Genomic DNA, 13,187 nt, shown 5'->3' with positions numbered 1-13,187 from the left:
TTGTTTAACACAACAAAGCCATTGCATACGCATCAATGTATTGATTGGCGATTTTGAGGGAGCGTGACTGCTGGGCTTCAATCTTGAAGCCAAAGCGCTCATACAGGGCCAGCGCTGGCCGATTGTCAACGCGTACCGTCAATTCAATGCGGGTCATGCCTTTGCTTTTGGCTTTGTCGAGCGTGGCGCTGATGAGCTGGGTGCCCAAACCTTGATGACGTGCTGAAGCAATCAGGCCCATGCCCAGTGTGCCAACATGGGCGCGAGCTTCACCATGACGGGGAAGGATATCGCACCAGCCGATGACTTCTTCTGCTTCTTCAACCCGCAGCGCTAAAAACTGGCAATCGTCATGAGCCAGAACGCTGTGATAAAATCCAGTGATAACTCGCGGGGTGGTGCCTGCAAAAAGGCCAGATACTTTTGTTCACGACAAACACTATCCAAGGCCAGATAAAGACTGTGGAAATAGGTCTCGGCAGTGGGGACGATACGATAGCTCATGGTTGGGCACCAGGTGTTGGGCTGGTAATATCGGTTCAAGTCCACAATGATAGCGCGAGCTGCTTACGCCATGCCAAGTCATATTGAATTAGTATCATGGCTGCCTCATCAAAATGATATTTGACTCAAATAAGTTTGTTTTCATGTGAGTATGAATTCAGCACCTTCATTACTTATTCGGTCAGCCACTTTGCAAGATGCTGTGGCAATCAGCGCGCTGATTCACAGCGTGGCGCACTACTTTACCTTGCACCCACAAGGCGAGGGTGCTGAAGCTTTTTTACAGGCGATTGGTGTGGCCTCGATTGCCGGTTTTATTGCTGCACCCAATTTTCATTATCTGGTGGGTGAAGTCAGCCATGAAGGAACGATGACACTGGCCGGTGTAGTGGCGATGCGGGATCGCACGCATCTCTATCATCTCTTTGTTGCACCCCACTGGCAACGCCAGGGCATTGCCCGCCAACTCTGGCAAGCCGCTCAACAAGCGGCTCTTGCGGCAGAGCCTGTTACCACGTTTACTGTTCATTCCACGCCTTATGCTGTGCCAATGTATGAAAACTTTGGTTTTTTTGCCACTGGCCCGAAGTTGGAAACAATGGGTATTGCCTTTGTGCCGATGCAGTTATCGCTTGCTGTAACCGAAGTATGAACCGATTGAGAGGGCAAAGTGATCAAGCTTAACGATATTGAATATTTCAATTTTTTATCCAATTGGGTACATCTTGTCAGTGCCGTCGAGATAGTCGAGTAGCTTATTGTGTTGATTCGTTATTAAAATATACTCCTTATCTGTATTATTTAATAAATAATAAATATGCACTCAACAAGCCATAATTTACTTATACTCCGTATAAAATGAGTTTCTCAGGGTGGATTTGATGGTTTTTCTTACCCATTGTTTCATGCCATTGTTCCCTTTTGACCGGATCTCAATCATTCAGGCAAGCTTTTATGCGACGCCATTTACTCACCTTGATGTGCTGGTTGAGCTTGTCTCATCTTGCGTACGCTGAATCATCCTTATGCACTGTCGGTGAACGGATTTTGTTTGATTGCATCATTCAGCGTACAGCCAAACAACTCAGTCTGTGTGCCAGCAGCAGGTTCACGGCTAAAGAAGGTTATCTGCAATATCGTTTTGGCACACCGGGTCAGGTTGAGTTGGCTTTTCCTGGGGAGTAGGTGCAAAGCCAGAAGCAGTTTCGGCTCGCCCATTATTTCCGGTATCAGGTTGATCGTAGTGAATTAAGTTTTGATAACGCCGGTTATGGCTACACGTTGTTTGGCAGCTATGAAGGCGACAGCAAACCTGTCATCAAATCGGCTGGTGTCATCATCAGCAAAGCGGGCAAACAGTTGCATGAGCTGACCTGCGCCATGCCTTTTACCAAGCGATTGGCAACACTGGAAAAGTGGTTCCTTGCGACGCTGACAATGCCTTGAGTATGGGCTGTGGTCGCTGACAGTCATGTATCTGGGATAAATTTGTGTATACTCGTAGATACATCAGGAGTTTTCATGGAAAAAATTAGCAAACTTACCATACAGCGATGGGGCAATAGTCTGGCAGTGCGTATTCCTGCCACAGTGGCACGTTCTGCCCATTTTTCCGTTGGGCAGCCGGTCGAAATGAGTGTTTTGGAATCTGCTGTGATAGTAAAACCAGTGGGTACGCCAAAATTAACGCTTTCACAAAAACTGGCATTATTTGATCCAGTCAATCACGGTGGTGAAGTCATGAATACTGATCGTGTCGGTGTTGAGGTCATGTGATGGCTCCCCGTAAATTATGGGTGCCAGAGCGGCGAGATGTCATCTGGATCGACTGTAATCCGCAAGTTGGCAGAGAGATGAAAGACCTGCATCCTTTGCTGGTTTTATCGCCAAAAGCTTTCAACGAGCGAACCGGAATTGTGATTGGTCTCCCCATGACGACGGCAACGTACAATGAAACCAACCCCTTCGCCATTAAGCATATCGGTAGTAAAAAGGTGGTTAGCTATATCCTCACTCATCAGCCAAAATCATTTGATTGGAAAATGCGTCATGCCAAAGCGCATCCCATGAAGCAGTTGCCCGAAGAAGTTTTTGCACTGGCTTGCGAGTCACTCAATCAGATTATCGCCATTGCCGGATGAATCCGTAGCGTAGCTGCTTTTTTGGGCTTTGTTAAAAGCCGGTCAACTTGTCGCTAGCGCTGCACATTCAATAAAAACCGATCCAGTTTATTGGCAAAGGCTTGTCGATCACTCTGACTGAAGGTGGCGGGGCCGCCGGTGTCCACACCGCTATTGCGCAGGTCTTCCATAAAGCTGCGCAGGCTCAATCGTTCGGCAATATTGTTGGCATCATAAAACTCACCACGCGGGTCGAGTGCATGGCCACCTTTTTCAATGACATTGGCGGCCAAGGGAATATCGGCAGTGATCACCAAGTCGCCAGACTGCAGCAGCGCCACAATCCGGTTATCGGCCACATCAAAGCCCTTGGGCACCTGAATGGCCGTAATGTGCCGAGACGGTGGCGTGCGAATCAGCTGATTGGCCACCAGTGTGACACGAATGCTCAGACGATCCGCTACCCGAAACAAGATTTCCTTGATGACATTGGGGCAGGCGTCGGCATCAACCCAGATTTGAAAGGTGCTCACGGTATGGCTGAAAGGTGAAAGGTTAAAGTAGCGGTGGTGGGGCACGCTTGCGTTGGGTGTCCGTGAAATCAATAAGCAGCCACAGTGTATCGAAAGTAAAGGGGAACTGCCACTTTCTTGTCTTTTGAATATTTATATTGACCTCATGCTTAATGACTGTCAGTCGAGCCATTCAGACTCCCATGACAGCCAGTATGCATAACGACGACTCACTGTCGATCATTGACAACTCAAGTAGTTGCCGTTTTCAATGAGGCCATATCAATCACGAAGCGGTATTTCACATCGCTTTTCAACATCCGTTCATAAGCGGTATTGATGTTTTGAATATCAATCATTTCAATGTCTGAAACGATGCCGTGTTCAGCACAGAAATCCAGCATTTCCTGTGTTTCTTTAATACCGCCAATCAATGATCCGCCCAGACTGCGTCGTTTCATGATGAGGTTAAATACGTTGGGGGATGGATGAGGTTCGGCTGGCGCGCCAACCAATGTCATGGTGCCGTCGCGTTTTAATAGATTTAAAAAAGAGTCCAGATTATGCGGTGCAGCGACAGTATTGAGAATGAAATCAAAACTGTTGGTATGGGCCGCCATTTGTGTCTCATCTTTTGAAATGACGACTTCATCAGCACCCAGGCGTAATGCATCCTCTTTTTTGTTGGAGGAGGTGGTAAATAGCACAACATGAGCACCCATGGCGTGGGCAATCTTGACACCCATATGGCCTAGTCCGCCCAAGCCAACGATGCCGACCTTATGGCCTTTGCTTACCTGCCAATGACGTAGCGGTGAATAGGTTGTAATACCTGCACAAAGTAATGGTGCAGCTCCGGCAGGATCCAGTTGGTCTGGAATGTGTAAAACAAATTTTTCATCTACTACAATTTGATTGGCATAGCCACCATAGGTGATACCGCCGCTATGTTTATCGGGACTGTTATAGGTGGCGATAAAACCATTTTCACAATATTGTTCAAGCCCTTCGGCACAACTGGCACAGGTTTGACAGGAGTCGACCATACAACCTACACCAGCCATTTGGCCGATCTTGAATTTTTTAACTTTTTCACCGACCTGAATGATCCGGCCAATGATTTCATGACCAGGCACGGCCGGAAAAGTGGTGTTGTGCCATTCATTGCGCGCCGTATGCAGATCGGAGTGACAGACGCCGCAGTAAAGAATTTCAATCTGTATATCAGTCGGCCCAGGTTGGCGACGTTCAAAAGTAAAGGGGGTTAAGGGGGTTTGTGCTGTTTGTGCGGCATAACCGATGGCTGTTGACATGGTATTCCTTGGGTGGCTGCAGAAGGGATAGTACGGGGTTGATTGCAGTTGCCAAAGACCTTAGCTTTCAGCAACTGCAATGCATCCTTACTAGACTGCAATCAGGCAAATTAGTTTAATGGCTTTTCTGATCTACACCACCAAAGTTGTCAACGCTGTCTTGTCAAAACCTTTGATTTCTTCCTGACGGCTGTCACGCAGTTTGTTGGCCCAGTCGGGTTCGGAGAGCAGGGCGCGGCCAACCGCTATCAGGTGGTATTTGTTTTCCGTCACGCCTTTGGCCAGTGCGCTGATATCGGCATACTGACCATTGGGTTCTTCCAGGCCCATAAAGAGTTCCACCGACATGGTGGTGTTCAGGCCCACGCTACCCACGGTAATGGCAGGTTTGCCGGTGAGTTTTTCGGCCCAGGTGGCGAGATTGTCCGGGCTGCCATCAAAAGCGGGTTCCCAGAAGCGGCGTTGGCTGGCGTGAAAAATATCCACACCGGCTTTGGCCAGGGCATTGAGAATGACACCAAGTTCTTCGGGTGTGTTGCCAATGCGGGCGTCGTAATCGGTGATCTTCCATTGTGAAAAACGATAGATGATCGGGAAGTCCGGGCCCACAGCAGCACGTACCGCAGTGACGACTTCCACCGCCAGACGAATGCGGTTTGCCAGGGGACCACCGTATTCGTCAGTGCGCTGATTGGTTTTTTCCCACATGAAGGCGTCCAGCAGATATTGGTGTGCGCCATGAATTTCCAGGCCATCAAAACCCACGTCTTTGGCATCGGCAGCAGCCTTGGCAAAGGCGGCGATGACATCGGCGATATCCTGTTTGTCCATGGCCTTGACGACTACTTTGCCTTCTTCCTGAATTTCCATTGGTCCATAACCGGGCTGGCTCGGTACCGGTTCTGTGCCAGGGCGGCGCATCATGCCGGTATGCCAGATTTGCGGTGCGATCTTGCCACCAGCGGCATGCACCGCATCGACCACTTTTTTCCAGCCAGACAGTGCGGCTGCGCCACTGAATGCGGGGACGTTGTCATAGCCATTGGCACCCACATGGCCCACATAAGTGCCTTCAGTGATGATCAGGCCAACACCGCCTCTGGCGCGGCGGGCGTAATACTCCACCACATTGTTACCGGGTATCCCGCCCGGGGAATGCTGGCGCGTCATCGGGGCCATGACGATGCGATTTTTCAGTTCGCCTTTGCCAAATGGCATCGGTTGAAACAAGGGTTGCAGTGCTGCGGGTGCGGCGCTCATGGTGTTTCCTTTCGTTGAATTAGACCGTTCTACTAGTGGCCAATGAAATCAAATTACTCAATATTTTGTGTTATTAGATAAAACGGGGTGATACAGGGCGTTGCGACAAAGCAGGTAAGGCAAATAAGGCGCACAAACTGGTGTCAATCTCAAAAGCATGGTCCAGTAGGGTCTTCATTGAAGACAAACTCAGGACTTCAATCTGGCAAACATGGCTTTGCTATAACTGATAAAACGATCCAGCGGCAGCGGCGATTTTTCCAGCCGAGCCCGCAACACCGCGCCTTCCCAGGTATCCAGCAAATATGCCGATAACTCTGGCACATTGGTATCGGCAGGCAGTTCACCCAGCGCCACCGCCGATTCGAGAAAAAATCCGAGCTGCTTTTCCCAGCGCGGGAACAGCTCTTTCATATAGCACACCAGATCAAAATTGCTGCCAGCCAACTCCTGCGCCAAGGTGCCCAGCAAACAGCCCCCCGCAAATTGTTTGGCGACCAGTTGGTCGCGAATCGCACTCAGTGTTTCCCACAAAACATCCAGCGCCGCACCCTTGCGGCTTTGCTCATGCTGCTCGGCAAACCAGGTGCGCGTGTCATTGGCGTAATCTTCCAGCACCGCCTTGGCCAGCGCTTCCTTGCTTTCAAAATAATGATAAAACGAGCCCTTCGGCACATTGGCTGCCGCCAAAATCTCATTCAGCCCACAGCCGTTATAACCTTTTTGCAAAAAGATTTCGGTGGCGGATTGCAGAATGACTTGACGGGTATCTTTGGACATAGGGTGATATTAGACCGGTCGTCTAGTTGGCGTCAAGTGAATTGAAATTCTTTTTAAAAGTGGTTGACGGTGTGTGTGATTGGTAAAAGCCAGTCATTTTCCTAACTTCTTGATATTGCCGAATGTCTACCGAAATCGTGGGCAGTTCAAAACACTGAGGTGGATAGCAAGCGGTTGAGTGTGAGCTGCGGATTGAGAAATTGCTCCAGGATGTGTTCGTGTTCATTACATCCTAACTTTTCAATTCACCCGACCTCCGCGATTTTTTACGCAGATCGGGTGGGATGATGGAGATGGGTAGCTCAGGTCAATTGCACTCACGGACAAGTGTTCACAGTTGACGACACATGACTGCAATATTGGGCTATACAACTCATAGGTACCAGCGCCTCAACTCACTTGTAGGCTGCAATAAAATCAATCCATGCCTTCTAGCGCCTGTCTAAAGTCTTTCCATACAGAAGGCTCCCCATCGCTGTCAAACTTGCTTTGCAGTGGCTTTTTGCTGACGATATTGATGGTGTAACGAGATGCAGATGCATCGGTAGGTTGAATGAAGAAACCTACCACTTTGCCGTGTGTGCCATTGACGACCTTGGACTTAATGACACCAGAGGGTGTGTGGCTTTCGACAATATTCATATCGATACTCATCGCCACAGTTGCCGCACGCCAAATTTGCTCATGGTTTTTGCCAGTGACGAGATACTTGTCCCCAAAGTCTCCGTTACTTTGCAAGCTGTCTACACTCACACAGCCAGCTAAAAGCAAACCAAATAAAAAGATAGAAATCAGCTTCATATTATTTCTTTTTGATATCCGGACTCGGTTGTGCGCCATTGCATCTAAAGATGATGGCCATGCTGCGAGTACAACTGCTGCCGATTTTTACATCGCCGGCATGGCTCGCTATCATATTGCCCGGGCCTTCATTACGAACTGAATATTGATCCTTACCGCCACAAGCGCCATCAATAGCTGCCAGTGCCGCTTCTCGTCGAGACTGAACCAGTTGTGCCAGGCCAGCACCACAGTAGTTCACCACACCTGTTGGCTTGGTGACCTTGCCAGCATTTTTGAAGCGCTCGCGAATTTCGGAAGGTGTGATCATTGTTTCAATCGTGCCTTCTGGTGTCATTTGTGCCTGCTCTTCTGGTGTAAAAATATGCACCTGGGCAGCGTTGCTATAGTTGACGCTGTCAAAACCACCAGAGCCAGTGGCGCAGCCTGCAAGTGCTAGCGTGGCAGAAAAGATTACTGCGATTGACTTGCTCATTTTGCTTTTCTCCATGGGTAAAAAATAAGACCTGACGTCATTCAGCTATACAAAATTTATGATCAACGTTGTCCTAACCAAGGCAACACTGAATGGCGTTTATTGTAACCATACATCTGGCTATATCCATGATTTTTTAAACCTAAAGTTGATCTCGTTCGCAACCATCTACTCAAGCTTTGAGCATGGCAATACATGGCTCGACATCTGATTGAGTCGCGACATCGGCATTCAAGTTGTCAGTACAAGATGGAATGGCAGAGCAGGGCGTGCAGTGGTGAAGGGCAGCTTGGAAAAAGTCATCGAAATATATACACCTGGTGTGTATAAAAAGTGACCAATATAATACGCACTATACAAGCTAATTTATAAGGATACTCCTTAAATTGGCTTAAATATCGCGTCTATTCAGCGCCAGTCGTCGAGGGCGTAGACGTCGGGGCGGCAGTAGCCGGGGTCCTGGTTGTATTGCATGGCCAGGCCGAGGAAGTCGATACGAAATTCCTGGGCGAGCAGGCGGTGGTAGGCGCCTAGGCGGGCGGTGTTGACACCAGCGCTGATGCGTTGCAGTTTGCGGCCGCGGGCGTAGGCTTCGATGGCTTCTAGCAGGTGGGGGAAGTCGCGTTCAACATGATCGCCGGTGCGCACGCAGGCAAACTTGACGTAGCAGTGGCCTTTGCCGCCATCGGTCCCGGCTTCGGTGCCTGCGCCATGTTGGCAGATGGCAAAGCCGATCAGCAGATCCTGCTCCCAGAGCAGAATGGTTTCGCCCAGTTTGAATTGCAGGGTGCTGGTGATTTCGTGAGAGAGGTCAAGGTCGTAGAGAATGCTGTCGCAGACGTCGCGGCACATCATCAGGTAGGCTTCCTGCTGGTGCTCGGGTACGGCTGAAAAGGTGTTCCACTTGGCGGTGGTGACGGGTTGCATGGGCAAAAGCGATTTGCTCATGATGGCGGTGAGATGCTGCGGCCAGAAGTCGTAGCGCTGGTACAGCGATAAATGCTTGACGCTATTGGGAAAGGTGAACAGGCCTGCATTGGTGACTTGCCACTGTTCAAATTTTTCAAGAATGGGTTCGAGCAGAAGTTGCGCGACACCCTGATTCCAGTAATCGGGATGCACGGTGAGTGGCCCAAAAAAACCAAAGCTGCCCCAGTGGGTGGCAAAGCAGGAGCCAATCACCACATGCTCTTTGACGGCGACAAAGGCGGCATTGGGATTGATCAGCCAGCGTGGTTTGACGTAGCTGACATCGCCCATGAAGTTGGCCGGATCAGGTGCGCCTAAAAACGTGCCAAAGGCCAGTCGCACCACTTTGTCGGCGGCGGCCAGATCGGTTTTTTGCATGAGGCGAATACTGATTGGCGAGCTCATTATTTTGGGTACTGTCGGGGAGATTGCGTCAATATAGACTGCTTAGGTCAATAAATAAAGGGGGTATTGAAATACCCCCTTTATACATTTGCAAACATTGATTTGTGAGCTGGCTCGTTGAGTGCGGATTTAGTCTGCCATCACAAGGTAACAGCTTGGGTCATTACTCGGGTAATTACTCGGCAATGCCGCCCACCACGTGGGAAAAGCCGCCATCTACGTAAGTAACTTCACCGGTGATGCCGCCAGCCAGATCCGACAGGAAGAAGGCGGAGGCATTGCCCACGTCGTCAATCGTCACGTTGCGGCGCAGTGGCGCGTGGCTTTCCACAAAGTCCAAAATCTTGCCAAAGCCTTTGATGCCAGAGGCTGCCAGGGTTTTGATGGGGCCCGCCGAAATGGCGTTGACGCGCACGCCTTTGGGGCCGAGTGCTTCGGCGAGATAACGCACGCTGGCTTCGAGCGACGCTTTGGCCAGGCCCATGGTGTTGTAGTTGGGCACCATGCGCATGGAACCGAGGTAAGTCAGCGTCAGGAGCGCAGCCTTGTCGGACAGCATGGGCATGGCGGCTTTGGCCATTGCCGGAAAGCTGTAGGCAGAAATATCGTGGGCAATCTTGAAGCCTTCGCGTGACAAGCCTTCGAGGAAGTCACCCGCAATCGCTTCGCGTGGTGCAAAGCCGATGGCGTGGACCAGGCCATCGAGCTTGTCCCAGTGTTTGGACAGGTCGGCAAAGACGGCATTGATTTGTTCATCACTGCCGACATCGCAATCAAAAATCAGTTCGCTGTTGAACTCTTTGGCAAAGTCGGTAATCCGATCTTTGAAGCGTTCGCCCACATAGGTAAAAGCCAGCTCGGCACCTTCGCGGTGACAGGCTTTGGCGATGCCATAAGCGATGGAACGGTTGGACAACAGGCCAGTGATGAGAATGCGTTTGCCTTGCAAAAATGCCATATGGGCTCCTTGATCTTGTGATGTTGCTAATATGCTTAACCATACAGTATAAATCCACCGCTATGGTCAAATCTTATTTCTCTTCAGTTTTCTCGGTGATTAGCGCTGCCACGCTGCTGATTTCGCTGTCTTGCAACCAGTCGGCGCAGGCCGCCCACGCCTTTGCCTTGCACGATGCGCCCAAGTATCCGGCGGGTTTTGATCATTTGGATTACGCCACACCCAATGCCAAAGAGGGCGGCGAGCTGATTTTGCCCAACCCGGGCGCCGCCACGTCGTTTGACAAGTTCAACCCTTATACGCTCAAGGGTATTGAAGCCGCAGGTCTGGGGCTGGTGTTTGAAACCTTGCTGGTGAGCAGTGCCGATGAACCTGCCACCGCTTATGGCTTATTGGCCGATGATGTGAGCGTGGCGGAAGATCGTTTGTCTGTCACTTTTCATCTCAACCCCAAGGCACGCTTCAGCAATGGTGATGCGGTATTGGCTGAGGATGTGAAGTACAGCTTTGACAGCCTGATGGGGCCGGGCGGTCATCCCAAATACAAAACCTATTGGGCCGACGTCGACAAAATTGTGGTGCTCAACCCGCAGACGGTGCGCTTTGACTTCAAGCGCGTGAATCGTGAAATGCCCTTGGTGATTGGTCAAATGCCGGTATTCAGCCGCAAGTGGGGCAAGGCTTCGGGCCTGGCGGCCAATGGTGATGGCAGTCGGGGAGGTAATGAAAGAGATCGCAGCAATCCCAAAGACTTTGACAAGATCGTCACCGACATGCCGATTGCCAGTGGCAAATACCAGATTGACTCGTTTGATATGGGGCGTCGTATCACCTACAAAGTGCGTCCCGATTATTGGGGTAAAAACCTGGGCATCATGCGCGGGCTGTACCATTTTGAACGGGTTACCTTTCGTTATTACAAAGACAATTTTGCACGGCTGGAAGCCTTTAAAGCGGGCGAGTTTGATGTGGTGGCTGAAAACGTCGCCAAGAGCTGGGCACGTTCTTACAAAGGCCCCAGGTTTGATTCGGGTGAATTGATCAAGACCTATTTTCAGCATAGCAATGCGGCGGGCTTTCAGGGTTTTATGTTCAACCTGCGCAAGCCGATGTTTGCCGATATCCGCGTCCGGCAGGCGCTCGGGTTGGCGATGGATTTTGAATGGATGAATCGGCAACTCTTTTATGGGCAGTACAAGCGCCTGAACGGCTACTTTGCCAATAGCGAGATGCAGGCGCATAGCGAGCCCGATGCTGCCGAGCGCGCTTTGCTCGAACCATTGGCCAGGCAATTTCCCAAGGACATGCCCGCCAATATTTTTGGCCCTTTACCCATACCCCCACGTACTGACGATGGTCATAGCCTGCGGGATAATTTGCGCACAGCGCGGACGCTGTTGCAAGAAGCTGGTTGGACTTTTAAAGACGGCGCATTGCGCAATGCCAAGGGTGAGGCATTTACTTTTGAAGTGCTTGATTCACAAGGGGCGATGACGCGCCTCATGCCGCCGTTCATTCAGGCCCTGGAAAAGCTCGGTATTCAGGCCAATTACCGGCTGGTTGATCCGGCCTTGTATCAGGAGCGTACCGACAAATATGATTTTGATGTAACTTCTCGGCTGGTCGTGTCCAGTCCCAGTCCGGGTAATGAACTCTGGGGCTATTACGGCAGTGAGTCAGCCAGAGAGGAAGGGCAGGACAATCTGTTTGGTATTCAAAACAAGGTGGTGGATGCCTTGATCGACAAGGTGGTAACCGCGACCACACGGGCTGATCTGGTGACGGCCTGCCGGGCGCTGGACCGGGTGTTGACCGAAGGCTATTATGCGATTCCACACTGGTATAACGATGCGCATCGCGTGGCCTACCGAAATCGGTTTATGATTCCAACCCAGTTGCCCAAGTATTATCAAGCACCGGATTGGGTGATGCAGACCTGGGCACTCAAATAGTGTAGCCGGATGCCGGATCAATGATGGTTGCTGCTATGTCATCGGGTATCAGGTGCGGCATGTTTGCCCTCATCCCCGGCCCTTCTCCCAAAGGAGAAGGGGGAGAACAGCAAAAAAGCCCTGCATCCTTTGAAGGTAGTATGAAGGGCATGGCATGCTGAAGGCAGTCGGCGCATCAAGCCCCTCGCTCTTTGGGGGAGAACTAGGTCGCTGGACAGAGTCAGCATGGCAGCCGTGTATCAAGCCCTTCGCCCTGTGGGAGAGGGGTTGGGGTGAGGGTGTTATCAAGCATAAAGTGCTCTTGACTTGGGGCGCACAACTATTTCAAAGATTATATTTACTCAGGGAAAAACATGAAAAAACTGGTACAAAAAATTCAAAGCAGTGTGCTGGCCTTGCTGGCGACCGGGACACTTTTCTCCAGCCATGCCGAAGCACTGGAGCTGGTGGTACCGGCATATTTTTATCCTTCATCAAGTAATCAGTATTGGGGAGCATTGGCCAGTGCTGCGGTCAAAACCCCAACCACGGTGATTGCCAATCCGGCCAGTGGCCCGGGTACCAGTTTGGATAATAATTATGTGACTGCCATCACAAAAGTTCGTCAGGCAGGTGGCAAGGTGATTGGCTATGTGCATACCAGTTATGCGGCGCGCTCTATATCTGATGTAACGGCCGATATTCAAAAATACCTGAGCTGGTATGCGATTGATGGTTTTTTTATTGATGAGATGAGTAATGACAATGTCAGCGCGCATATTCAGTACTATCAGTCGCTCTACAACTACATCAAAGGTCTGAATGCCAGTTTGACGGTAATCGGTAATCCGGGTGCCACCACCCAGGAGATTTATCTGACCCTGCCCACCGCTGACAAACTGGTCGTTTTTGAAAACAGCCAGAAAGCCTTCAACACCTTTGTGCCTTCAACCTGGCAAGCCAATTATCCGGCCAGCAGATTTGTGTATATGGTCTACAACGCCACTCGCACGCAAATGCTGAGCGACATCACCAAAACCGCCAGCCAGAATGCAGGCAGCGTTTACATCACCAACGACAAGTTACCCAATCCGTATGATGTTTTGCCAGGTTATTGGGCTGATGAAGTGAACGCTGCTGCCACGCATTAAGCATGGCT

At 50.5% G+C, this 13,187-nt stretch carries 17 protein-coding genes; 7 read left to right on the top strand and 10 right to left on the bottom strand.

The genetic code is table 11. The features are described from left to right. Window positions 1-4: 4 nt before the first annotated feature. Window positions 5-331, bottom strand: coding sequence for an N-acetyltransferase family protein (locus tag ACMYR3_RS09900; protein ID WP_424196454.1), 327 nt, complete (start codon window positions 329-331; stop codon window positions 5-7). Window positions 332-333: 2 nt separating this feature from the next. Next, complete coding sequence (locus ACMYR3_RS09895; protein ID WP_424191764.1) at window positions 334-504, bottom strand: hypothetical protein; 171 nt, start codon at window positions 502-504, stop codon at window positions 334-336. 151 nt (window positions 505-655) lie between these two features. Between ACMYR3_RS09895 and ACMYR3_RS09890 the strand changes: the two genes are divergently transcribed. The 5 genes from ACMYR3_RS09890 to ACMYR3_RS09870 all read left to right on the top strand — a co-directional run bounded on the left by ACMYR3_RS09890 (window position 656) and on the right by ACMYR3_RS09870 (window position 2,645). After that, the gene (locus ACMYR3_RS09890; protein ID WP_424191762.1) at window positions 656-1,156 is read left to right on the top strand and encodes a GNAT family N-acetyltransferase; all 501 of its coding nucleotides are present in this window, start codon (window positions 656-658) and stop codon (window positions 1,154-1,156) included. A gap of 302 nt (window positions 1,157-1,458) precedes the next feature. Further along, window positions 1,459-1,689, top strand: a complete 231-nt coding sequence (locus tag ACMYR3_RS09885) for a hypothetical protein (RefSeq protein WP_424191760.1) — start codon at window positions 1,459-1,461, stop codon at window positions 1,687-1,689. Continuing rightward, on the top strand, window positions 1,690-1,950 hold the full coding sequence (locus tag ACMYR3_RS09880; RefSeq protein WP_424191758.1) for a hypothetical protein: 261 nt from the start codon (window positions 1,690-1,692) through the stop codon (window positions 1,948-1,950). A gap of 75 nt (window positions 1,951-2,025) precedes the next feature. Then, the gene (locus ACMYR3_RS09875; protein ID WP_424191756.1) at window positions 2,026-2,280 is read left to right on the top strand and encodes an AbrB/MazE/SpoVT family DNA-binding domain-containing protein; all 255 of its coding nucleotides are present in this window, start codon (window positions 2,026-2,028) and stop codon (window positions 2,278-2,280) included. Continuing rightward, window positions 2,280-2,645: a type II toxin-antitoxin system PemK/MazF family toxin gene (locus ACMYR3_RS09870; protein ID WP_424191754.1), complete on the top strand. Its 366-nt coding sequence runs from the start codon at window positions 2,280-2,282 to the stop codon at window positions 2,643-2,645. Before ACMYR3_RS09875 ends, ACMYR3_RS09870 begins: the two co-directional genes overlap by 1 nt. A 53-nt stretch (window positions 2,646-2,698) precedes the next feature. Here the strand turns inward: ACMYR3_RS09870 and ACMYR3_RS09865 are convergent, their stop codons facing one another. From ACMYR3_RS09865 to fabI, 8 genes are all read right to left on the bottom strand, one after another. Then, window positions 2,699-3,157: a YaiI/YqxD family protein gene (locus ACMYR3_RS09865; RefSeq protein WP_424191752.1), complete on the bottom strand. Its 459-nt coding sequence runs from the start codon at window positions 3,155-3,157 to the stop codon at window positions 2,699-2,701. Window positions 3,158-3,387: 230 nt separating this feature from the next. Next, window positions 3,388-4,449, bottom strand: a complete 1,062-nt coding sequence (locus ACMYR3_RS09860) for an NAD(P)-dependent alcohol dehydrogenase (RefSeq protein WP_424191750.1) — start codon at window positions 4,447-4,449, stop codon at window positions 3,388-3,390. A 132-nt stretch (window positions 4,450-4,581) separates the two neighbouring features. Further along, window positions 4,582-5,709, bottom strand: a complete 1,128-nt coding sequence (locus ACMYR3_RS09855; RefSeq protein WP_424191748.1) for an NADH:flavin oxidoreductase — start codon at window positions 5,707-5,709, stop codon at window positions 4,582-4,584. 189 nt (window positions 5,710-5,898) lie between these two features. After that, a complete protein-coding gene (locus tag ACMYR3_RS09850) occupies window positions 5,899-6,489 on the bottom strand; it encodes a TetR family transcriptional regulator C-terminal domain-containing protein (protein WP_424191746.1) in 591 nt (196 codons plus the stop codon). Window positions 6,490-6,906: 417 nt separating this feature from the next. Continuing rightward, window positions 6,907-7,290: a hypothetical protein gene (locus tag ACMYR3_RS09845; RefSeq protein ID WP_424191744.1), complete on the bottom strand. Its 384-nt coding sequence runs from the start codon at window positions 7,288-7,290 to the stop codon at window positions 6,907-6,909. A 1-nt stretch (window position 7,291) separates the two neighbouring features. Then, on the bottom strand, window positions 7,292-7,765 hold the full coding sequence (locus ACMYR3_RS09840; protein ID WP_424191742.1) for a hypothetical protein: 474 nt from the start codon (window positions 7,763-7,765) through the stop codon (window positions 7,292-7,294). A 408-nt stretch (window positions 7,766-8,173) separates the two neighbouring features. Continuing rightward, window positions 8,174-9,139, bottom strand: a complete 966-nt coding sequence (locus tag ACMYR3_RS09835) for a GNAT family N-acetyltransferase (RefSeq protein WP_424191740.1) — start codon at window positions 9,137-9,139, stop codon at window positions 8,174-8,176. A 175-nt stretch (window positions 9,140-9,314) separates the two neighbouring features. Continuing rightward, entirely contained in the window at window positions 9,315-10,097 is a 783-nt protein-coding gene (gene fabI, locus ACMYR3_RS09830) for an enoyl-ACP reductase FabI (protein ID WP_424191738.1), read from the bottom strand. A 62-nt stretch (window positions 10,098-10,159) separates the two neighbouring features. On the opposite strand from fabI, the gene ACMYR3_RS09825 reads away from it, so the two are divergent. Together ACMYR3_RS09825 and ACMYR3_RS09820 are read left to right on the top strand one after the other, a co-directional pair. Further along, window positions 10,160-12,049, top strand: a complete 1,890-nt coding sequence (locus ACMYR3_RS09825) for an extracellular solute-binding protein (protein ID WP_424191736.1) — start codon at window positions 10,160-10,162, stop codon at window positions 12,047-12,049. Between the two features lie 353 nt (window positions 12,050-12,402). Then, window positions 12,403-13,179, top strand: a complete 777-nt coding sequence (locus tag ACMYR3_RS09820; RefSeq protein WP_424191734.1) for a spherulation-specific family 4 protein — start codon at window positions 12,403-12,405, stop codon at window positions 13,177-13,179. Window positions 13,180-13,187 lie beyond the last annotated feature (8 nt).

The organism is Ampullimonas aquatilis, assembly GCF_049675895.1.
GTDB classification, from domain to species: Bacteria; Pseudomonadota; Gammaproteobacteria; order Burkholderiales; family Burkholderiaceae_D; genus Ampullimonas; species Ampullimonas aquatilis.
Note: the sequence above shows the minus strand (reverse complement) of the source record. Positions and strands in the feature narration are given on the sequence as shown.